The sequence below is a fragment of the Streptomyces sp. BBFR51 genome, from assembly GCF_044591655.1.
Lineage (GTDB): Bacteria > Actinomycetota > Actinomycetes > Streptomycetales > Streptomycetaceae > Streptomyces.
Window position 1 is genome coordinate 3,174,052 of sequence record NZ_CP172448.1, and the last position, 21,120, is coordinate 3,195,171.

The 21,120-nt window shown below is 73.0% G+C and carries 19 protein-coding genes; 10 read left to right on the top strand and 9 right to left on the bottom strand.

Annotation, left to right across the window (positions count from 1 at the left end):
* Window positions 1–12 precede the first annotated feature (12 nt).
* Both ACGH7X_RS14355 and ACGH7X_RS14360 read left to right on the top strand, forming a co-directional pair.
* A complete protein-coding gene (locus ACGH7X_RS14355; protein ID WP_399885318.1) occupies window positions 13–924 on the top strand; it encodes a carbohydrate ABC transporter permease in 912 nt (303 codons plus the stop codon).
* Window positions 925–1,079: 155 nt separating this feature from the next.
* Window positions 1,080–2,519 (top strand): GH1 family beta-glucosidase, encoded by a 1,440-nt coding sequence (locus ACGH7X_RS14360; RefSeq protein ID WP_399885320.1) that lies wholly within the window; start codon window positions 1,080–1,082, stop codon window positions 2,517–2,519.
* 134 nt (window positions 2,520–2,653) lie between these two features.
* Here the strand turns inward: ACGH7X_RS14360 and ACGH7X_RS14365 are convergent, their stop codons facing one another.
* The 4 genes from ACGH7X_RS14365 to ACGH7X_RS14380 form a co-directional block, all read right to left on the bottom strand.
* On the bottom strand, window positions 2,654–3,856 hold the full coding sequence (locus ACGH7X_RS14365; RefSeq protein WP_399882081.1) for an IS110 family transposase: 1,203 nt from the start codon (window positions 3,854–3,856) through the stop codon (window positions 2,654–2,656).
* Between the two features lie 275 nt (window positions 3,857–4,131).
* The gene (locus tag ACGH7X_RS14370) at window positions 4,132–5,595 is read right to left on the bottom strand and encodes a cellulose binding domain-containing protein (protein ID WP_399885322.1); all 1,464 of its coding nucleotides are present in this window, start codon (window positions 5,593–5,595) and stop codon (window positions 4,132–4,134) included.
* 137 nt (window positions 5,596–5,732) lie between these two features.
* Window positions 5,733–7,184, bottom strand: coding sequence for a sensor histidine kinase (locus tag ACGH7X_RS14375; RefSeq protein WP_399885324.1), 1,452 nt, complete (start codon window positions 7,182–7,184; stop codon window positions 5,733–5,735).
* The gene (locus tag ACGH7X_RS14380) at window positions 7,181–7,900 is read right to left on the bottom strand and encodes a response regulator transcription factor (protein WP_399885327.1); all 720 of its coding nucleotides are present in this window, start codon (window positions 7,898–7,900) and stop codon (window positions 7,181–7,183) included. Before ACGH7X_RS14380 ends, ACGH7X_RS14375 begins: the two co-directional genes overlap by 4 nt.
* 143 nt (window positions 7,901–8,043) lie before the next feature.
* On the opposite strand from ACGH7X_RS14380, the gene ACGH7X_RS14385 reads away from it, so the two are divergent.
* A complete protein-coding gene (locus ACGH7X_RS14385; RefSeq protein ID WP_399885329.1) occupies window positions 8,044–8,616 on the top strand; it encodes a hypothetical protein in 573 nt (190 codons plus the stop codon).
* Window positions 8,617–8,649: 33 nt separating this feature from the next.
* Here ACGH7X_RS14385 and ACGH7X_RS14390 read toward each other — a convergent pair whose 3' ends face one another.
* Both ACGH7X_RS14390 and ACGH7X_RS14395 read right to left on the bottom strand, forming a co-directional pair.
* Window positions 8,650–9,519 (bottom strand): spermidine synthase, encoded by an 870-nt coding sequence (locus ACGH7X_RS14390; RefSeq protein ID WP_399885330.1) that lies wholly within the window; start codon window positions 9,517–9,519, stop codon window positions 8,650–8,652.
* Between the two features lie 45 nt (window positions 9,520–9,564).
* Window positions 9,565–9,948 carry a hypothetical protein gene (locus ACGH7X_RS14395; protein WP_399885332.1) on the bottom strand — a complete coding sequence of 128 codons (384 nt, stop codon included), beginning with the start codon at window positions 9,946–9,948 and terminating at the stop codon, window positions 9,565–9,567.
* A gap of 307 nt (window positions 9,949–10,255) precedes the next feature.
* Between ACGH7X_RS14395 and ACGH7X_RS14400 the strand changes: the two genes are divergently transcribed.
* On the top strand, window positions 10,256–11,686 hold the full coding sequence (locus ACGH7X_RS14400; RefSeq protein WP_399885334.1) for a hypothetical protein: 1,431 nt from the start codon (window positions 10,256–10,258) through the stop codon (window positions 11,684–11,686).
* Window positions 11,687–11,891: 205 nt separating this feature from the next.
* Here ACGH7X_RS14400 and ACGH7X_RS14405 read toward each other — a convergent pair whose 3' ends face one another.
* Window positions 11,892–12,488: a histidine phosphatase family protein gene (locus ACGH7X_RS14405; RefSeq protein ID WP_399885337.1), complete on the bottom strand. Its 597-nt coding sequence runs from the start codon at window positions 12,486–12,488 to the stop codon at window positions 11,892–11,894.
* Window positions 12,489–12,684: 196 nt separating this feature from the next.
* Between ACGH7X_RS14405 and ACGH7X_RS14410 the strand changes: the two genes are divergently transcribed.
* From ACGH7X_RS14410 to ACGH7X_RS14425, 4 genes are read left to right on the top strand one after another with little or no spacing between them, the layout of a single operon-like run.
* On the top strand, window positions 12,685–13,662 hold the full coding sequence (locus tag ACGH7X_RS14410) for a phosphatase PAP2 family protein (protein WP_399885339.1): 978 nt from the start codon (window positions 12,685–12,687) through the stop codon (window positions 13,660–13,662).
* Window positions 13,559–14,785: a hypothetical protein gene (locus ACGH7X_RS14415; protein ID WP_399885341.1), complete on the top strand. Its 1,227-nt coding sequence runs from the start codon at window positions 13,559–13,561 to the stop codon at window positions 14,783–14,785. Before ACGH7X_RS14410 ends, ACGH7X_RS14415 begins: the two co-directional genes overlap by 104 nt.
* Complete coding sequence (locus ACGH7X_RS14420; RefSeq protein ID WP_399885343.1) at window positions 14,776–16,389, top strand: hypothetical protein; 1,614 nt, start codon at window positions 14,776–14,778, stop codon at window positions 16,387–16,389. The genes ACGH7X_RS14415 and ACGH7X_RS14420 overlap by 10 nt, the downstream gene beginning before the upstream one ends.
* Window positions 16,386–17,747: an AAA domain-containing protein gene (locus ACGH7X_RS14425; RefSeq protein ID WP_399885345.1), complete on the top strand. Its 1,362-nt coding sequence runs from the start codon at window positions 16,386–16,388 to the stop codon at window positions 17,745–17,747. The genes ACGH7X_RS14420 and ACGH7X_RS14425 overlap by 4 nt, the downstream gene beginning before the upstream one ends.
* Window positions 17,748–18,110: 363 nt before the next feature.
* On the opposite strand, the gene ACGH7X_RS14430 is transcribed toward ACGH7X_RS14425, so the two are convergent.
* Window positions 18,111–18,944, bottom strand: a complete 834-nt coding sequence (locus tag ACGH7X_RS14430; RefSeq protein ID WP_399885347.1) for a phosphotransferase — start codon at window positions 18,942–18,944, stop codon at window positions 18,111–18,113.
* A gap of 116 nt (window positions 18,945–19,060) precedes the next feature.
* On the opposite strand from ACGH7X_RS14430, the gene ACGH7X_RS14435 reads away from it, so the two are divergent.
* Together ACGH7X_RS14435 and ACGH7X_RS14440 are read left to right on the top strand one after the other, a co-directional pair.
* Window positions 19,061–20,041 carry a zinc-binding dehydrogenase gene (locus tag ACGH7X_RS14435; RefSeq protein WP_399885349.1) on the top strand — a complete coding sequence of 327 codons (981 nt, stop codon included), beginning with the start codon at window positions 19,061–19,063 and terminating at the stop codon, window positions 20,039–20,041.
* Complete coding sequence (locus ACGH7X_RS14440) at window positions 20,041–20,607, top strand: dihydrofolate reductase family protein (protein WP_399885352.1); 567 nt, start codon at window positions 20,041–20,043, stop codon at window positions 20,605–20,607. Before ACGH7X_RS14435 ends, ACGH7X_RS14440 begins: the two co-directional genes overlap by 1 nt.
* An 8-nt stretch (window positions 20,608–20,615) precedes the next feature.
* On the opposite strand, the gene ACGH7X_RS14445 is transcribed toward ACGH7X_RS14440, so the two are convergent.
* Window positions 20,616–21,050 carry an ATP-binding protein gene (locus ACGH7X_RS14445; protein WP_399885354.1) on the bottom strand — a complete coding sequence of 145 codons (435 nt, stop codon included), beginning with the start codon at window positions 21,048–21,050 and terminating at the stop codon, window positions 20,616–20,618.
* Between the last annotated feature and the right edge of the window lie 70 nt (window positions 21,051–21,120).

Here is a 21,120-nt window from a genome sequence, read left to right on the forward strand (position 1 = left end):
GGAGAACCGGCCGTGACGACGACCATGACGAAACCCCCGGCCGACGCGGTACCCGAGCCGCCCCGGCGGGGCCGACGACGTTCCAAGGCGTCCCGGGCCGGCGGAACGCTGCACGCCGGGCCGATCGCCTACATCATCCTCGCCCTGTTCACCATCGGCTCGCTGTTCCCGCTGGTGTGGTCGGCGATCGCCGCCTCGCGCGACAACCAGCGGCTCGCCCAGACGCCGCCGCCCCTGTGGTTCGGCGGCAACCTCTTCGACAAGCTCGAGGTCGCCTGGAACGACGCCAACCTCGGCGAGGCCTTCCTCAACACCACCATCGTGGCGGGGATCTCGGCGTTCACCATCGTCTTCCTTTCGACGATCGCCGGGTTCGCCTTCGCCAAGCTGCGCTTCCGCGGGCGGGGCGCGCTGATGCTGATCGTCATCGGCACGATGATGGTGCCGCCGCAGCTCAGCATCATCCCGCTGTACATGATGGTCGCGAAGCTGGACTGGTCCGACCAGCTCCAGGCGGTGATCCTGCCGTCCCTGGTGAACGCGTTCGGTGTGTTCTTCATGCGGCAGTACCTGCTCCAGGCCCTGCCGGACGAGATCATCGAGGCCGCGCGCGTGGACGGCGCCAGCAGTTGGCGCGTGATCTGGCACGTGGTGTTCCCGGCGGCGCGGCCCGCGATGGCCGTGCTCGGCATGCTGATGTTCGTGCAGTCCTGGAACGACTTCCTGTGGCCGTTCCTGGTGCTGACGCAGAACGGCAGTCCGACCGTGCAGGTCGCGATCGCGGGGCTGGGCCGCGGCTACACGCCGGACCAGTCCCTGATCATGGCCGGCGCGCTCCTCGGTACGCTGCCGCTGCTCCTGGTGTTCGCGATCTTCGGCAAGCAGATCGTGGGCGGCATCATGCAGGGCGCCGTCAAGGGCTGACACCCCACCCCGGGGGCCGGGTCACCGCCGCCCCGGCCCCGGTTCGGGTCGACGCCGCCCCGGCTTCCCCCCTCGTCCTTCCTACCCCGTCGGTCCCACCGGTCGGTCTGCGCGACCGGGACGACCCCGCCACCACCCGCTATGGGAGCGCTTCCATGCTTGAGTCCGCAACGCCGGTGACCCCGGTGACCTTCCCCCCTGCCTTCCTCTGGGGCGCCGCCACCTCGGCGTACCAGATCGAGGGTGCGGTGCGCGAGGACGGCCGTACCCCATCGATCTGGGACACCTTCAGCCACACGCCCGGGAAGACGGCCGGCGGGGAGACCGGAGACATCGCCGTCGACCACTACCACCGCTACCGCGACGACGTGGCGCTGATGAAGGACCTGGGCCTCGGCGCCTACCGCTTCTCGATCTCCTGGCCCCGGGTGCAGCCGACCGGCCGCGGCCCCGCCGTCCAGCGCGGCCTGGACTTCTACCGGCGCCTGGTGGACGAGCTGCTGGCCGCCGGGATCAAGCCCGCCGTCACCCTCTACCACTGGGACCTGCCGCAGGAGCTGGAGGACGCGGGCGGCTGGCCCGAGCGGGACACGGCGTACCGGTTCGCCGAGTACGCGCAGATCGTCGGCGAGGCGCTCGGCGACCGGGTGGAGCAGTGGATCACGCTCAACGAGCCGTGGTGCGCCGCCTTCCTCGGTTACGCCTCCGGTGTGCACGCCCCCGGCCGCACCGACCCGGCGGCCTCGCTGCGCGCCGCGCACCACCTGAACCTGGCGCACGGCCTGGGCACGGTGGCGCTGCGCTCGGTGATGCCGGCCCGCAACTCGGTGGCGATCAGCCTCAACACCTCCGTCGTCCGGCCGCTGTCGAAGAGCCCCGCGGACCTGGCGGCGGCGCGGAAGATCGACGACCTGTCCGGCGGGATCTTCCACGGCCCGATCCTGCACGGCGCCTACCCGCAGTCCCTCCTGGAGGCGACCGCCTCGGTCAGCGACTGGTCGCACGTCCAGGACGGCGACCTGGGGCAGATCCGCCAGCCGATCGACGCGATCTGCCTCAACTACTACACGCCCACCGTGGTGTCGGCCGCCGACGCCGACTCGCGGGCCCCGCGCGCCGACGGCCACGGCTCGAGCGACCACTCGCCGTGGCCCGCCGCGGACGACGTGGCGTTCCACCAGCCGCCGGGCGAGCGCACCGAGATGGGCTGGAGTGTCGACCCGACCGGCCTGCACGAGCTGATCATGCGCTACAATCGGGAGGCCCCCGGCATGCCGCTGTACATCAGCGAGAACGGCGCGGCCTACGACGACAAGCCGGGCGCGGACGGCACGGTGCACGACCCCGAGCGGGTCGCCTACCTGAACGGCCACCTCTCGGCGGTCCGGCAGGCCATCGCCGACGGGGCCGACGTCCGGGGCTACTACCTGTGGTCCCTGCTGGACAACTTCGAGTGGGCGTACGGCTACGAGAAGCGCTTCGGCGCGGTGTACGTCGACTACGTCTCCCAGCAGCGCACCCCGAAGTCGAGTGCCCTGTGGTACGGCCGGGCGGCCCGCACGGGCACGCTCCCGCCGGTGGACTCGGCCGAGTAACCCCTTCGGGAAGCCGAGTAACCCCCTTGGGGAAAGGGGGCAACGGGGGCGAGTGAAGCGGGGCGCGGCATTCCACGGGGGGATGCCGCGCCCCGCTCGTGGGGCCGGTGTGGGGGGTGCCTCTATGTCTTTCGTCAAGCGAGGCGTGGGGTTCGGTGTTCGTAGAAAGTGCCGTCTCGGAGCATCGCGAACAGCACGCTGATCCGCTGTCGGGCGAGGCGGAGAAGAGCCTGCGTGTGGGTCTTTCCTCTGGCTCGGCATCGGTCGTAGTAGGTCCGGGAGGCGGGATCGTGCAGGGCGGCGAACGCGGATAAGAACATCGCGCGTTTGAGCTGCCGGTTGCCGCCTCGTGGTGCGTGTTCGCCGTGGATCGAGGTTCCCGACGACTTTGTCGCGGGTGCGAGGCCGGCGTAGGAGGCCAGGTGGGCGGCGGTGGGGAAGCTGGTGCCGTCGCCGACGGTGACCAGCAAGGTGGCAGCGGTCCTGATCGCGATCCCCGGCATCGAGATCAGGACCTGGGAAAGAGGGTGCTTCTCCAACAGCTGCCCGATCTGTGCTTCCAGAGCTCGGCGCTGTTCGTGAACAGCCGCGAGCGAGCGGGCCAGCGACGGGACGACGATGTCGAGCGTGCCGGTGCCGGGAACGACGACGGTCTGCTCGTCGAGCGCGTCGAAGATCTCGTCGATCAGCCGCTGGGCCATGCGCGGGGCCTTGGGCCGGATTCCGTCAACGAGCCTGCGGCGTCCGGCTTTTCGCAGTGCGGCGGGGGAGCCGTAGCGTTCCAGCAGCCAGGTGACGGCCTGGTGGTCCAGGCGTGGGCCGAGGGCGCGTTCCAGGCTGGGGTGGAATTGGGTGAGCAGACCGCGTATGCGGTTGGAGGTGCGGGTGGCCTCGGCCGCGAGGTCCTGGTCGAAGCCGACGAGGACGGTCAGCTCGGCGGTGATCTCGTCGGTGAGTTCCAGGGACCGCAGGGTGTGGGGCATGGTGCGGGCGGCGTCCGCGATGACCGCGGCGTCCTTCGCGTCGGTCTTGGCCTCGCCCGGGTAGAGGTCGGCGATCCGCCGCATCGCCAGGCCCGGCAGGTAGGCGACCTTGCAGCCCGCGTCTCTTGCGACGGTCAGCGGCAGGGCTCCGATAGAGGCGGGCTGGTCCACGACCAGCAGGACGGTGCCGAACTTCGCGGCCAGCTTGTCGAAGACGGCCCGCAGCTTCGGCTCGCTGTTGGGCAGGGGCTTGTCGAAGACCTTCTTGCCGGCCGGGGTCAGTCCATGGCCGTGATGGGCGGTCTTGCCGACGTCCAGGCCGAGGAAGACGTCCACGTCGCCGGTGTCGAACATCGTGCTCTCCACTTCCTTTGGCACGGCTGGCCTGGGCATCGGTGTCGTACGCGCGCATCCACGTTATGCAGACCTGCCGCCCGTGAACTGCCCGGTATTGCACCGGACCGGACGGTGGCCGGACCTCTCATCAGCGTCTCCGACGGCACCTCTCGGGCCCGGTGAACACCACCCCCCAGGTCATACGGTTCAACAGGGGGACACAGTCATGCCGGGCTCGGAGGCCAGCGGCCCTCTTGCAGGACCGCGGAAAACATAACGGGGGAAGCCCGGCCCTACTTGTAGGCGGCGAATGCCTTGGAGAAGGCGTTCGCCTCCTGGTCGATGGAGCTGCACGTGGCGTCGGCCGAGGGCTTCGGGCCGCCGGCGCAGGCCTTGTCGCGGGTCGCGGACCACATGGACAGTCCGCCCAGGCCCTTGGACTTCGCGAACTCCACCAGCTGGGTGGCGTCGTCGACCTTGAAGATCTCGGAGGCGACGTCGTTCACGCCGATCATCGGGGTGACGGCGACCGTCTTCCAGGCGTCGCTGTCGGAGCGGCCCAGCACGCCCTTGACCTGGGCCTGGGTGGCGGTGGCGGCCTGCTCGGCGTAGGTGCCCATGTCGTCGCTGTACGCGGGGCCGTAGTCCATCGCCATGATGTTGACGGTGTTGATCTCCACGCCGTTCTTCTCGGCGTCGGCGAGCAGGTCGACGCCCGCCTGGGTCAGGCCCTCGGGCATGACGGGGAGGGTGAAGGAGACGTCCAGGCCGGGGTGGTCCTTCTGGAGCGCGGCGATGGCCTGGGCGCGGCGGGTGTTGGCGGCCGTGTCGGGCAGCGCGCCGCCCTCGACGTCGAAGTCGACCTTGGTGAGCTGGTAGGTGTCGACGACCTTGCCGTACGCGGCCGCCAGCGCGTCCGCCGACGTGCAGGTCGTGCCCAGCTCGGAGCCGGAGGCGCCGCCGAAGGAGACGCGGACGTCGCCGCCCGCGTCGCGCAGGGCGCCTATCTGGTTCGCGACGGCGTCGCCGCCGAGGTCGGTGACGCCGCCCCACTTGGGGGTGCAGCCGCCGCCGTCGGTGACGAAGGCAAGGGTGTAGTTCTTCACGCCGGTCGCCTCGGCGCTCGCGAGCAGGTCGAAGGCCGGGTAGAGGGAGGTGTCGACGTACGGCGCGAAACCGGCGCCCGCGGCGGTGCCGTTGCCGGGGGTCTTGGTGGGCGCCGGGGTGGTGTCGGTGGGGGTCGGTTCGGCGGTGTCGGTGGCCGTGGGGGTCGGTGTGGGCGTCGGGGCCGGCGGGTCGGTGGGGCGGCCGCTGGGCTCGGGGGTGGCGCCGTCGTCCGCCGAGCACGTGGCGTCGTCGACGAGGCAACCGGTGGGGTCGGCGGTGCCGTTGACGACGAAGCCGACCGTCACGGACTCGCCGGCCTTCAGTCCGTCCGTGTCCCACTTCGGCGGGGTGACGGTGATGTGCTGTCCGTCGGCCTTCGACTCGGCGTTCCACAGTGAGCCGAGCTTCGCGCCGGAGGGCAGGTCGAACTCCAGCGTCCAGTCCGTCTTCGCCTGCCCGCTGTTGTTGGTGACGACGTACTGGGCGGTGTAACCCGTCGACCACTCGCTGGTCTTGGTGTACGCGGCGCCGACCCCTGCCGCCTGGGCGGTGCTGGTGAACAGCAGCGCGCCACCGCCGGCCACGGCCGCCGCGACGACGGCGCCGATCGCCTTGTTCCTGCCACTGAGCTTGCGTCGGTGCGTGCGCATCACGTGCCTGCCTTCGCTGTTCACGGTGCCTCCGCGGGAGACCTGCGGGGGCGGGGTGGGGGTGCGGCAGCACGCTAGCGAGCCGGAAACGGGCAAAGAGCCTGATCCGGACGGGGGTTGGCGATCTTAGGGTGCGCTTAAGGAAGGGATCGGGGCCGATTAAAGGTCGAGCCCGTCCGGGGGTGCCGGCGGCGGCGCACGGCACCCCGGTGCCCGCGCTGCCGTACCGGCGCCGTCCGCCCGTCCAGCTGGATCCAGATCCGCACCTCGGTACCGCCCAGAACGGACGAGCCGATGCGTACGTCGCCGCCGGTGGACTCCGCCAGCCGGCGCACGATGTCCAGGCCGAGCCCGGTCGACCCGTCGGTGCCCGAACCCCGGCCGCGGGCCATGGCGGCCTCGGGGTCGGGTATGCCGGGGCCGGCGTCGGACACGAGCACGATCACCGCGTCCTCGCCGTTGTGCAGGTCGACCGCGAAGGCGGTGCCCTCGGCGGTGTGCCGGAAGACGTTGCCGAGCAGGGCGTCCAGGGAGGCGGCCAGGTCGGTGCGGGCCACGGGTATGCGCACCGGGCGGTCGGCGCCGGCCACCCGCCACTTGCGGCCCTCGTCCTCGGCGAGCGCGGACCAGAACCCCATCCGCTCCCGGACCACCTCGGCCGCGTCGCACCCGGCGCCGGGACCGGCGGCGGCCGTCTGCGGCTTGGCGTCCCGGGCGGTGCGGATGATCGTGTCGACCTCGCGCTCCAGCTGTTCGACGGCGGCGCGGGTCTGCTCGGCGGCCGGGCCGTCGCCGAGCGAGGCCGCGTTGAGCCGCAGCACCGTCAGCGGGGTGCGCAGGCGGTGGGACAGATCGGCGGCCAGCTCCCGTTCGTTGGCGAGGAGTTGGACGACCTGGTCGGCCATGGAGTTGAACGCGACCGCCGCGCGGCGCAGTTCGTTCGGCCCCTCCACGGGCACCCGCGAGCCCAGCTTCCCCTCCCCCAGCTCATGCGCGCCCTCGACCAGGCGCCGCGCGGGCTGCACCATCCGTACGCCCAGCCGGTCGGCGACCGCGACCGAGCCGACGATCAGGGCGGCGCCGACCGCGGCGAGCACCGCCCAGGCCGTGCCGACCCCGTTGGTCACCTCGGACTCGGGGACGTACACCTCGACGACGGCGATCTCGCCGGAGCTGAGCGCGACCGGCTGGAGCAGGGTGGAGCCGCCGCCCACCTCGGTGGTGGAGGCCCGCCCCATCTCCCGTACGGCGGCGATGTCCTCGTCGGTGGCGCGCTGCCGCCCGATGTCGGTGGGGCCGCCAGTGCCGGTGCCGGCATCGGTATCGGTATCGGCACCGGACCCGCTCGCCGAGGCCGGTATGTGTACGGCCATCCCGGCGTCCGAGCCGGCGGAGGCGACGACGCGTTCCAACTGCTCGCGGTCGGTGGTGATGGACAGGGCCGGGGCGACGGCGGCGGCCTCCCGCTCGGCATTGGAGAAGGCACGGTCGCGGGCCATCTCCCGGATGACGAGTCCGAGGGGGACGGCGAAGGCGACCACGACCATCGCGGTGACCGCCAGCGACACCTTGACCAGGGCCCATCTCATCGCGGCGGCTCCACTGCGGGAGTGTCCACGGCCGGCGGCTCCAGCTTCACGCCGACGCCGCGCAGGGTGTGCAGATAGCGCGGCCGGGCCGCGGTCTCGCCGAGCTTGCGCCGCAGCCAGGACAGATGGACGTCGATGGTCTGGTCGTCGCCGTAGGACTGCTGCCAGACCTCGGCGAGCAGCTCCTTGCGGGGCACGACGACGCCCGGCCGGCCGGCCAGGAAGGCGAGCAGGTCGAACTCGCGGCGGGTCAGGTCGAGGGCCGCGCCGTCCAGTTCGGCCTGGCGGCGCAGCGGGTCGACGGTGAGGCCGCCGACCCTGATGATGCTCGACGGCGCCGCCTCCGCGGGACCGCCGCGGGCGCGGCGCAGTACGGCCGCCATCCTCGCCGACAGGTGCTCGACGGAGAACGGTTTGGTGAGGTAGTCGTCCGCGCCCGCGTTCAACAGCCGTACGACCTCCGCCTCGTCGTCGCGGGCGGTGGCGACGATCACCGGTACGTCGGTGATGCCGCGCAGCATCTTCAGCGCCTCGGAGCCGTCCAGGTCGGGCAGTCCGAGGTCGAGGATCACCACGTCGAAACGGAAATGGGCGACCTCGCGCAGCGCCTCCAGGGCCGTACCCACGCTGCGCACGGTGTGCGAGGCGTCGGTCAGCTGCCGGATGAGCGCCGAGCGTACGAACTGGTCGTCCTCGACCACGAGCACACTTGCCATGGGCGGCACCGTACGCCATGCGGACCGGCCCGGTCCGAGCCTGTGGACAACTCCGCGTCCGGGCCTGTGGACAACTCCGCGCAGACCTCCGTCACACCGCGTTCGGGCGACACGCGTGGGACGGGTGAGGCAGTATGGCCGCGATGCGCAGAGGACTTGTCCACGTAATCGCCTGGCTGCTGGCCACCGGCGCGGCGGTCACGCTGTCGTGGTGGGGTGTCCACACGGTGATGGCGGGCACGGCCTACGACGCCCCGCGCGCGCTGCCCATCACGGCGGCCGACGCGAGTGTGCGGGACGAAGAGGGCGGCGACGGCGGCGGGGAGTCCCTGGCGTCGTCCACCAGCCGGCCGTCTCCGTCCTCGTCGCCGTCCCCGTCGGGCAGTCCCTCGCCCGCGCCGAGCGGGAGTTCCGGCAAGCCCGATCCCGCCCCGTCGCGGACCGCGCCGTCCCCCGCTCCCGAGGGCGCGACGAGCCCCTCCCCCGCCACGTCCGGGCGGGTCAGGAGTTACGACACCGACGGGGGCCGCGCGGTCTTCGACCTCGGTACGTCGTCCGCGTCCCTGGTGTCGGCGACGCCGGGCACGGGCTGGTCGATGCAGGTGTGGAAGACGGAGTCGTGGATCCGGGTGGAGTTCACCTCGGGCGCGGACCGGGTGTCGGTGTTCTGCACCTGGCACGACGGGCCGCCGCGGGTGGAGATCGGCACCTACTGAGCCGCCTCCGGCCGCCGGGTCACCGGTGCCGGGTCACCGGAAGACGGAGGCGGGCGGGGCCGGTGAGTCCACGGCGGCCGCGTCCGTCACGGGTACGGCCCCGCCGGTGAAGTCGGTGAGCGCGCGGCCGTGTTCCACGCGCGCGGGCTGCGGGTCACCGGCGGCGCGGCGGGTGAGTTCCGCGACGGGCAGCGGGTGGTCGCACGCGACGAGGATCGCGTTGCCGAAGCGCTTGCCGCGCAGGACGGCCGGGTCGGCGACGAGGGCGAGTTCAGCGAACCGGGCGGCGGCGGTGGCGATCTGGCCGCGCAGATGGGCGAGCGGCGGGCCGTCGGCGAGGTTGGCGACGTAGACCCCGCCGGGCGCGAGCGCGCGCCGCACCTCGTCGAGGAACTCGGTGGAGGTCAGATGGGCCGGGGTGCGGGCCCCGCCGAAGACGTCCGCGACGATCAGCTGTGCCCAGCCGTCGGGCACCTTGGCCAGTCCGGCGCGGGCGTCGGTGGAGCGCACCCGGATCCGCGCGCCGGGGTCCAGGGGAAGCTCCCGGCGCACCAACTGGACCAGGGCCGCGTCCCGCTCGACGACCTGCTGGGTGGAGCGGGGGCGGGTGGCGGCGACGTAGCGGGCGAGGGTGAGGGCGCCGCCGCCGAGGTGCACGGCCTGGACGGGCCGGCCCGGCGGGGCGGCGAGGTCGATGAGGTGCCCGATGCGGCGCTGGTACTCGAAGGACAGGTACCGCGGGTCGTCGAGGTCGACGTGCGACTGCGGGGCGCCGTCGATCAGCAGCGTCCAGGCCCGGCTCCGGTCCCGGTCGGGGACCAGCTCGGCGCGCCCCTGGTCGACGTCCTCGACGACGGCTTCGGCGGCGGCGCGCTCGCGGCGGGCGTTCCTGGACTTTCCCATCGGCCCATTATCGGACCATCGCGGGTCCGTGGTCGGGCCGGCCGGTCAGCGGCAGCTGTCCGCGGCCCTGATCAGCCGGGCCGCCTCGCCCAGCGCGGCCCGCAGCACGGCGGGGTCGGTCGCCAGGTCCGCCTCGCCGGGCGGCAGCAGCCAGTCGGAGCCCTCCACGGGCGGCTCGGGCTCCGCGACGATGCTCAGTCCGCGGCCGTCCGTCTCCGTACAGGTGCTGCCCGGCACGTCCCAGGCGGCGGCGGTGCCCGGCGGCACCAGGAATCCCAGGGTGTCGCAGCCGTCGTCGTGCAGCACGGAACCCACCGCCTCGCCGGCTCCCCGCCTGAGGATGTCGACCGCCTCCAGACCCTGCCGGGTCGGCACGGTGACGACGTCGCAGGCGTCGCACGGGGGATCGCTGATCCGGCTGGTATCCATCCCGGCCTCCACCACGGAACTCCTCCTTGGACGAGCGGGTCGGGAGTCGGGAGCCTCCCGGTCCACACGGTTCAACGCGTCGGACCGTCAACGGCTACGGCACAAGTTGGCCGCAAAGGATGGCACTTCATGGCAGATCACGGATGAGATATCCGGTTTGTAGCCAAACAGTGCGTGGCGACTCCGTCACAGCCGGTACGTTCTTGCTCGCCGGAAACAGGGATGCCACGCGATGACCGACCCAGAAATCACCGCAACTCACTCCTTTTCCGGCATGGTTCGACGGTTCGCACGAGAGGACCCGGCCATGGCGTCGTCAACGGTGACCTCCGCCCAGCCCGAACGGCCACCGCGGCCGAACCTCGCCTTCCGACGGTTGCGCGGCAAGCGCTCGCCGGCCGAGTTCGCGGCGGCGGTCCGCCGCGCCGCGCGCGAGATCGGCGAGCGGGTCAGCTGTGACGCCCGCTACGTCGGCCGGGTCGAGGCGGGCGAGATCCGCTGCCCCAACTACGCCTACGAGCGGGTCTTCCTGCACATGTTCCCCGGCCGCACGCTCACCGACCTGGGGTTCGCGCCCCGTTCGTCGGTACGCGGACGGCAAGCGCGCCCCACCGGTGAGTCGCGAGGGGCGGGTGAGCCGTATGAGACGCATGACACGTATGACACGTATGACACGCGAAACGCGCAAGACCTGTACGAAACGCACGACAACAACGAGGAGAGCGACGTGCTGCGTCGCGCATTCATGACGAGCGGTGCCACGGTGGCCGCCGCCTCGCTGGGCCCCCTGGGGCTCGCCCTCGACGCCGCGGCGGCCGGGCGCCCCGCGCGCCGGTCCGGGGCGGGCGAGGCCGGTGCCCTGGAAGAAGCCGTCCGCCGGATCCGGCTGCTCGACGACCGGCACGGCGCGGACGGCCTCTACCGGCGCGCGGCGGCCCCGCTGCGCACCGCGTACGCGCTCCTGGACGCCGGCGCGTCCCGGCAGGCGACCGCGGACCGGCTCTACTCGGGCGCCGGTGAACTGGCGATCTCCGTGGGCTGGCTGGCGCACGACTCGGGCCGCTTCGACGACGCCCGCTCCCACTACGCCGAGGCCCTCGCCACCGCCCGGATGAACGGCGACCCGGGCCTGGAGGCGCACGCCTTCTGCAACATGGCGTTCCTCGCCCGCGACGCCGGGCGTCCGCGCGAGGCGGTACGTGCGGCCCAGGCCGCGCAGCGCGCCGCCCGTCCGCTGGGCTCGGCCCGGCTGATGTCCCTGCTCGCGCTGCGCGAGGCGGGCGGCTGGGCGGGGCTCGCCGACCGCGTCGGCTGCGAGCAGGCATTGGTGCGCGCCCAGACCTTCTACGAGCGGGGCCCCTCGGCCGCCGACCCCGAGTGGATGAGCTTCTACGGCGAGGCCGAGCTGGAGGGCCTGGAGGCCCAGTGCTGGTCGACCCTGGGCGACTGGCCCCGGGCCGCCCGGCACGCGCGGCGCGCGGCGGAACTGCAGGACCCGCACTTCACCCGGAACCTCGCGCTGTACTCGGCGGAGCTGGCCGACGACCTGGCCCGCGGCGGCCGCCCCGACGAGGCGGCGGGCGCGGGCCTGCGGGTCCTGGACCTGCTGGGCGAGGTCCAGTCCTCACGCATCCACACGATGCTCGCGGGAACCGCCCGCGTCCTCCTCCCCCACCGCCGCGCCACACACGTCTCCACCTTCCTGGACCGCCACGCAGCGCTGCCGCGGCCTGCCTAGCCGCCGCTACGGACAGTCGTGCCGTCCGTCCCGCCCCAACTGCGGGCAGTCGTGCCTCCCCCAGTGCCTGAACGGCCTGGGAAGTACCCCAGGCGGCACGGGTGGGCGCAGCGGCACCCCGCAACACCGGGCCGCGAAACCCACCCCCGCCCAGCCCAGACGCCGGGCACCTTTTAAACAGGCACAGGCACAGGCACCTGCACCGTCACCCCACCAAATGCCCCAGATCGTTCCAGCTCTCCACCGCCGGCTCCCCGTACGCCCACCCCAACACGGACAGCGACGTCGGATTCAGCCGTATCCGCGCCCCGAAAGACACCGGCAGCCCCAGCCACCGCGCCCCGATCGACCGCAGAATGTGCCCGTGGGCGAAGACGAGCACGTCACGGTCGGCATCCCGCGCCCACGCCACCACCTCGTCCGCGCGCGCGGAGACGTCCGCCGGACTCTCCCCCTCGGGGACCCCGTCCCGCCACACCAGCCAGCCGGGCCGCACGGCCTGGATCTGCTCCGGTGTCATGCCCTCGTACGCCCCGTAGTCCCACTCCATCAGCGTGTCCCACGCGCGGGCGCGCTCACCGAAGCCCGCCAGCTCGCACGTCTCACGCGCGCGCACCAGCGGACTGGTCCGCACCTCGACGCCCGGCAGCCCGTCCAACGGCGCCCGGTGCAGCCGCTCGCCGAGCAGCTTGGCGCCGTCCCGGCCCTCCTCCAGGAGCGGTACGTCGGTCCTGCCGGTGTGTCTGCCGGACAGCGACCACTGCGTCTGTCCGTGCCTGGCCAGCAGGATGCGCGGTGCCATGAAGAGGCCTTTCCGGGATAAATGTCTGCGGGGACCCCTCCATCATCCCGTACGGTCCGCACGGGCAACCCGAGGGGCGATCCCGGCGTCTATCCGGTCCGAGGGCGCCTCGTGAAGGGGGCGCGGCGAGGCCGTAGAGTGGCTCGCCCGTGTCGGTCCAGACGCGCGAGTGACGAGAAGGGGGAGGGCGATCGGATTGCCGCACACCGAGACACCGGGCACCGAGGCGACCCCTCATCCTCGGCTGCGCTGGTGGACCGAGCTGCCGCTCATCGTCCTCGTGTACGCCTGCTACAGCGCCGGGCGGCTGCTCGTGCGCGGCGACGTCTCCGACGCCGTCGACCACGGCCTGGCCCTGCTGGACATCGAGAAGGCGCTCTTCCTCAACGCGGAGCACCCGCTCAACCGCCTCTTCACCGACCAGCCCTGGATCGGCGTACCGGCCGACTTCTGGTACGCCTCGCTGCACTACGTGGTCACCCCGGCGGTCCTGATCTGGATCTTCCGCTCCCGTGCGGTGCGCTACCGGGCGGCCCGCACCTGGCTGATGACGTCCACGTTCATCGGCCTCATCGGCTTCACCCTCCTGCCGACCTGCCCGCCCCGGCTGCTGGACGCGAGTCACGGGTTCGTCGACACGATGGCGCAGTACAGCTCGTACGGCTGGTGGGGTGGCGCGGCGAGTGCGCCGCGCGGCATGGGCGGGATGACCAACCAGTACGCGGCCATGCCGAGCCTGCACGTGGGCTGGGCGCTGTGGTGCGGGGTGATGCTGTGGCGCCACGGCGGCACCCGCCTGGCCAAGGTGGCCGCCGTCGTCTACCCGCTGGGGACCACGATCGTGGTGATGGGCACCGCGAACCACTACTTCCTCGACGCGGTCGCGGGCGCGGCCGTGATGGGCGCGGGGCTGCTGCTGACGCCGTTCGTGCTGCGGACCGCGGAGCGGGCGCGGACCATGCTCACGGCCCGTTTCGCACCGGGCGCGGCCGCTTCGCCGTCCGCCTCGGAGTCCGCCTCCGACGGCGCGGGTTCCGCGATTGTCAGTGGCGGATGCCAGACTTCCGCGGGTGAGCGATTCCCACGGCAGCGCGAGCAGCGGTTCCCCTCAGGAGCCGAGCCGGACCCCGCCCCCTCGGACGCGGGGGACGAGACTCCGGCACCGGCTCGCTGAGCTGCGCGGTCCCGACGTACCGGCCAAGGCGCTGGACGCGCGCGCCCTGGCCGCCCTCGCCGCCAACCCGGGGTGCCGCCGGCGGGCCATTCTCGACGGTGCCGGGGTGGACAAGGCCTCGCTGGCCAGTGCGCTGGGCTCGCCGTCGGTCTTCGGACAGTCCCAGTTCGCCTTCACGCGGGGCAACGCCTTCGAGGCGAGGGTCAAGGCGGACGGCGGCGCCGAGCTGCTGCGGCTCGTGCACGAGAGGCTGGACCGGGGCGCCGAGCCGCCCGCCGAGGCGCTGGTGCCCGACCTGTCCGCGACCGGCCCCGAGGGGCGCGCGGCACGGACGTCGCTGGCCCTGCGCGAGGCCACCGGCTCGCCCGGTGCGTGGACGCTGCTCGACCATCCGATGCTCGCCCTCGAGGTCGCCGGTTCGCCCGCCTTCCTGGAGCCGGACGCCGTGGTGGTGCATCCCGACGGCAGCTGGACGGTAGTCGAGATCAAGTCCTTCCCCATGCTGGACGGCTCCGCCGACCCGGCGAAGGTCGGCGCCGCCGCCCGGCAGGCCGCGGTGTACGTGCTGGCCCTGGAGCGGGTCGCCGCCCGCCTCGACCCGGCCCCGCGCGTGCGCCACCGGGTCCTGCTCGTCTGCCCCAAGGACTTCTCCAACCTGCCCACCGCGTCCGCCGTCGACGTGCGCAAGCAGCGCGCCGTCACCGAGCGCCAGCTGGCCCGCCTGACCCGTATCGAGGAGATCGCCGACGCGCTGCCCGAGGGCGTCTGCTTCTCCCCCGAACTGCCGGCCGAGGAGCTGACGGCGGCGGTCGAGGCGGTCCCGGCGACGTACGCGCCCGAGTGCCTGTCCGCCTGCGAGCTGGCCTTCCACTGCCGCGCCCGCTCCCGCGAGGACGGCGCGGTGACCTGTCTGGGCCGCCCGGTACGCGCGGAGCTGGGCGGTCTTTCGACGGTCGAGGACGTGCTGGCCGCGGCCCGCGGGGAGGCCGGCGACCCGGACGATCCGGCGGTGGCCGCGCTGCGCAGGGCGGCCCGGCTGCGCGCGGAGGCACTGGCGACGGCGGGTGCCGGAGCCGACGGGGTGCCCGGTGCCGTGGCCGGCGAGGTGTCCGCGTGTCGCTGATCACCACGCTCGCCCGGCTGGAGGCCGTGCACACCGGGCGCGCCCAGCCCGCCGCCACCGTCCGGCACCGGCACCTGTCCGACCGTCCGCTGGTCTTCGTGCCGCTGATCACCGCCGGTGAGGCGGGTGCCCCGCTCGGCGCGCTGGTCGGCACCGACCGGGACGCGCCGCGGCTGCTGGTCGTGCCGCAACCCCGCGACCGTGACCTGCGCTTCGCGTTCCTGGCCGAGCTGGCCGACATCGTGCTGCCGCACGTCGAGGCGTGTGCCGCCGACGTCGAGGCCGCCGAGCGCACCGAGACCGACCCGGAGACGGGCAAGCGGGTCAAGGTCGAGGTCGACCTGTGCGCCGACGCCGCGCAGCTGATCGTGCCGAGCCGCGCAGGCATCGACTTCGTACGCCTGCTGGGCCGGTCCATGCGCTTTCGGCGTACGGCGGAGCAGGACCCGGAGACTCCGCACCCCGCGCCGCCGCGGGTGCCGCTCCTCGGCCGGTGGCTGACCCACTACGGCGAGCGGGCCCGCGTGCCCGGCTCCGCCCTCCTGCTGGCCATGACCGATCTGCTGGGCCGGCACTGGGCGAGTGGGCAGTCCACGCTGGAGGACCAGCATCTGGGCGCGCTGCTCGCGTGGATCGCCCCGCCCGATTCCTTCCCGACCGGCGCCGAGGCCGCCCGCCACGCGGAGCTGGCCCGGGACGCCGCCGGCCAGTTGCGCTGCCCGCCCGCGGGCCCGGCGACCGACCCGGCCTTCGACAACAAGCTGCTCGCCCCCGCCATCGAGCGCTACGACCGGGCCCGCACCGCGTTCGCCGCGGCCGAGGACGGCCTGGAGGCCGACGAACGGCTCGGTGCGCTCACGGCGGCCGAGCACGAGATCCGCACCCTGGTCGAGAGCCGTACGCGGCCCACCTGGGACTCGGTGTGGCGGGGCCTGGACCTGCTGCGCGCGCTGCCCGCCGGCGCGCACGCCGAGGACCGCTGGACCCGCGACCGCTGGTCGTTCACCTCCCACCGCGACCGCGTCATGGCCGGCGAACCCCCGCAGCCGCGCCGCGACGACGCGGTGACGGCGGCGAACAAGCTGGCCACGCGCGAGCGCGAGCAGGCCCGTCTCGAGGCCCAAGAGGCACTGGACGATCCGCTGGTGATGGCCGGGCGTCGGCTGTCCGGGGAGGCGTTCGCGGGCGAGGTCGTCGATGTCGTGATGGCGTACAGCGAGAGCAAGCGGCCCAGTCCGCGCCCGCTGGTCACGGTCCGCACGGACGACCGCCCGCACCTGGGCGAGCGGGTGAAGGTCTACCGGTCGCTGGGCGGCAAGCCGCAGGCGGCCGAGTACGTCGGACCGGCGGGCCCGGACGGTCCCGACGACGGGACGCTGGTCCTGCGGATCATGGACAAGATGGGCCGCGGCAAGGAGCCCGAGGCGGGGTCGGTGCCCGAGAAGGGTGACCTGGTCTGCTTCACCCTCTTCGAGCACGAGCAGCGGGGCGGCGCGAAGCTCCCCGACCCGGAGCAGACCCCGTGGACCCACGGCGGCCCGCCCGGCGAGACGGCCGCGGTGCCGGAGGCCGCCGACGCCCAGACCGAGGAGGACGTGCTGTGACCGCCGAGGCCCCCGCCGCGCCCGCCACCCCGGCCTTCGACCCGGGTGCGGAGGCCGGCCGCGCCACCGCGGCGATCCTCCACGACACGCTGCACGGCGCCGAGCGCGGTGTCGTCGTCGACTCCCCGCCCGGCGCCGGGAAGTCCACCCTCGTGGTGCGCGCCGCCCTGGAGCTGGCCGAGGCGGGCCGCCCGCTGATGGTGGTGGCGCAGACCAACGCCCAGGTCGACGACCTGGTGCTGCGCCTGGCTGAGAAGAACCCGGACCTCCCGGTGGGCCGCCTGCACAGCAGCGACGCCGACCCGTACGACAAAGCACTCGACGCACTGGCGAACGTACGCAAGTCGGCGAAGGCAGGCGACCTCGCCGGGCAGGCCGTCGTCCTGTCGACGGCCGCGAAGTGGGCGCACGTCAAGGTGGACGAGCAGTGGCGGCACGCGATCGTCGACGAGGCCTACCAGATGCGCTCCGACTCCCTCCTGGCCGTGGCCGGGCTCTTCGAACGGGCGCTGTTCGTGGGCGACCCGGGTCAGCTGGACCCGTTCGCGACGGTGGGCAGCGAGCAGTGGGCGGGCCTGGCGTACGACCCGTCGTCCTCGGCCGTGACGACACTGCTCGCCCACAATCCGGGCCTGCCCCAGCACCGCCTGCCGGTCTCCTGGCGCCTGCCGGCGTCGGCGGCCCGCCTGGTCTCGGACGCCTTCTACCCGTACACGCCGTTCCGCAGCGGCACGGACCACGGCGACCGGAGCCTGGCCTTCACGGTGCCGTCGGACGGCTCGGGCCCCGACCGGGTGATCGACGAGGCCGCCGTCTCGGGCTGGGGCCTGCTGGAGCTGCCCGCGCGGCACACCCCGCGCACCGATCCGGAGGCGGTGCGGGCGGTGGCGGCGGTGGTCCGGCGCCTGCTCGACCGGGAGGGCCGGGCGACGTCCGAGCGCTCACCGGAGCCCGCCCCGCTGACCGCCGCCCGCATCGCCGTCGGCACCGCGCACCGGGACCAGGCGGCGGCGGTCCGTTCGGCGCTGGCCGACCTCGGCGTGACCGACGTGACCGTGGACACGGCGAACCGGCTCCAGGGCCGCGAGTACGACGTCACGGTCGTCCTGCACCCGCTCTCCGGCCGCCCCGACGCCACCGCCTTCCACCTGGAGACCGGCCGCCTGTGCGTCCTGGCCTCCCGGCACCGGCACGCCTGCATCGTGGTCTGCCGCGAGGGGGTCGGCGCCCTGCTGGACGACTACCCGTCCACGGAGCCGGTCCAGCTGGGAACGCTGGTGAAGTTCCCCGACGGCTGGGAGGCCAACCACGCGGTGCTGGCGCATCTCGCGGAGCACCGGGTGGCGTGGCGCCCCTGAACGCCGGTTCGGCCACTGTCCGCGCGGGCCGCCAGGGCTCCGTGTGCGCGGGAGAGCCGCGTCGTGGGGTAGGCAGGGATTGGGTGAACAGTGTGGGTGATTTTGTCCTTGGGGCGCTCATTTGAGGGATGGATGAACAATTTGGGGGCGAGTGCTCACGCGGGAGAGGCATGGGGGCGGGGTGCGAGCGTCAAGGGCGTGCCTGTGGGCCATGTCGCTCGCCGGCCGGTGGAGCAGCCGACGGGCGTGCTCCGGAGCTCGACCCGCCCCTCGCGCCTGCAACGTCGCGAGAAGCTCGGCCAAGCGCTGCGGCCGACTCGTACGACGACTCCCTCACCCGAACAACCGAAGCGCGACCGCCTTCTACCGGCGATCGAGTGCGGCACGAACCTGGTTGAGCCCCTCCACTCTCCAGTGGCCCCGGTCGGGCATCTGGTCGTCCCGGCGCCAGCGCCAGGCCGAGAACATCGCCCAGTTCAGGGCGCGGCAGCGGTGAATGAGCCCCTGGTCGGCCCCCGCGTAGTGCTGACCCACTTCTTCGGGCGCATGGGCGAGGTCGAACTCGACCGGCCCGCGGCAGCACGTGGCGAGGTCGATGAAGAGCGGCCCTCGCCTCGTGCTCAGGAGGTTGCCCGGGTGAGGCTCGCCGTGCAGCAGCTGCTCGCCGACCGCGTCGAGGCTGATCGCGGAGCTCAGTCCGTCGAGTGTGCCGCTGAGGAGTTCCCGGTCGGCGTCGGACAGCTCGGGGGACTGCTCCCGGTCGTTCACCGCTCTCAGCGCCGCGGCGACCCGATCGGTGAAATGCGGCGCGTCCAGCTCGAGTCGGCGCAGGGCGGCATGGTGGCGCAGGAACACGTCCGCGTAGTCGGCGGGCGCGACCTCCGGTCCCACGGGTTCGTAGTAGGTCCAGAGCGAGACGGCGAAGGCATCGCGCACATACACCCTGGGCTCGACCCGGGGATCGAGCTCGGCCACCGGAGCGTCGACGTCGGCGAGACGGCGGGCGACCTCCACCTCGAACTCGGAGTCGGCCAAGTGCCCCAGCGGTGCGACCCGAACCAGGACGTCGCAGGGGACCAGGCGCAGCGCGACGCGGTCGGAGTTGTGGACGACGACCGCGTCGTCGACCCGCAGCCCCAGCTCCGATGCGGTCGCCCGTCCTGCCTCGATGGCGCGCCGCAGCTCTCTTGGCTCCATGCCGTTCTCCTTCATTCTTCGTCATCGAGTACACGGCCGCACGGATCACCTTGACCTCGACCGAACTTTAGGTTGGAGGCTGAGCGGAACGTTGTCCTTACTGAAGGGTGCTGCTCATGCATGCGATCCACGTGGCCTCGTTCGGCGCTCCGGAGGTGCTGACCCCGGTGGACCTGCCCGACCCGGTGCCCGGCCCCGGCCAGGTGGTCGTGGGCATGGTCGCGGCCGACGTCATCTTCCTGGACACCCTGCTGCGCGGCGGCTGGGGCCAGGACATCTTCCCGCGAACGCCGCCGTACGTGCCGGGTGGCGGCGGAGCGGGTGAGGTGCGGGCCGTCGGTGACGGAGTGGCCCCGGCCTGGGTCGGCCGACGGGTGGCCGTGCGAACCGGCACGGGTTACGCCGAGCAGGTCGTCGCGGCTGAGGGCGAGATCATGCCGATCCCTGACGGGCTGGCGGCCACGACGGCGGCCGCACTGGTGCACGACGGTGTGACCGCACTCGACTTCCACCGGCTGGGGGCGCCGCGCGAAGGAGAGTGGGTACTGATCTCGGCGGCGGCCGGAGGGGCGGGCTCGTTGTTGGTGCAGCTGGCCGTCGGCGCCGGAGCCCGGGTGGTGGCCGCCGCGTCCAGCGAGGCCAAGCTGGCCCTGGCCCGCGACCTGGGCGCCGAGGCCGTCGTCGACTACACGCGGGCGGACTGGATCGAGCGGGTGCGCGAGGCGACCGGCGGCGGTGCCGCACTCGTCTACGACGGCGCGGGCGGGGCGCTCGGTACGGCGGCCGTCGACGCGCTCGCGGACGGCGGACGGTTCGTCACCTACGGCACCGCCGACGGCTTCGCCGCCCCGGACCGGGAGTCGGCGGCACGCCGGGGCCTGCGGCTGCTCACGCCGCTGATGGACGGCCCACCGGACCAGGAGAGGGTCCGGGACCTGCTGGGCCTGGCCCTGGAACGCGCCGCCGCGGGACACCTGCGCCCGGCGATCGGCGCCACCTACCCGCTGGACCAGGCCGCCGAAGCGCACCGCGCCCTGGCCGCGCGTGCCACAGTGGGAAAGTCACTGCTACTGATCGGCAGCGAGAAGGTGTCCTGATGCGCAGAGTGACCTATTCCATGAACGTCTCGCTCGACGGCTACATCGTCGCACCGGACGGTTCCATCGACTGGTCGGATCCCGACGACGAGGTCTTCCGCTCCTTCACCGACGAGCTGCGGCAGGACGGCGTCCACCTGATGGGACGGCGACTCTACGAGACGATGCTGTACTGGGAGACCGCCGACCAGGACCCGTCACTCGGCGCCCCGGAGCTCGAGTGGGCCGCGCTCTGGAAGGCGCTGCCGAAGGTGGTGTTCTCCAAGACGCTCTCGGCGGTCCAGGGCAGCAACACCCGCTTGGCCTCCGGCACCCCGGCGGAGGAGATCGAGCGCCTGCGGGCCGAGCCCGGGGAGGGCGACATCGCGATCGGCGGCGCGACCCTCGCCGCCGAGGTCGCCGCGTCCGACCTGATCGACGAGTACCGGGCCATGGTCCACCCGGTCCTGGTCGGCGGCGGCACCCCGTTCTTCCCCCGGCACGAGCGCCGGGTGAAGCTCGAACTCGTCGAGACCCGCACCTTCGGTGGGAAGGTCGTCCAGCTCCGCCACCGCGTGATCCACTGACCGAGGCGTCACGCCGTCCGTCTCGCCGCAGCCGGGGCCGCACCCAGCTCGCACCACACATACTTGCCCCTGTCCCCCTCCCGGGCCAGAGGCTGCCACCCCCACACGTCCGCACAGGCCCTGACCAGCGCCAGTCCCCGCCCGTCCTCCCGGTCCACGGCCCGGTCGAACGGCTGCGGCGGCTCGGGCGGAGAGGGGTCCGCATCCCAGGCACCGAGCCGAAGCACCCCCGTCCCGGACCAGCGCACCCGCAGCGCGGCAGGCCCTTTCGTATGCCGTACGGCATTGGACACCAGCTCCGTCGCCAGCAGTTCGGCGAGGTCGACCATCCGGATCAGACCGTGCATCGTCAGGATCAGACGCAGGGTCCGGCGACAGATGGTGACGGCTCTGGGGTCGTTCGGGATGTACAGCGAGTACTCCCACGGCTCGCTTTCAGGCATGCCGGTTCCCTTCGGGGACGGGGTGGGTGAGTGCGGGCCGGTGTCAATGCCGCGTCGCCATGACAGGGCA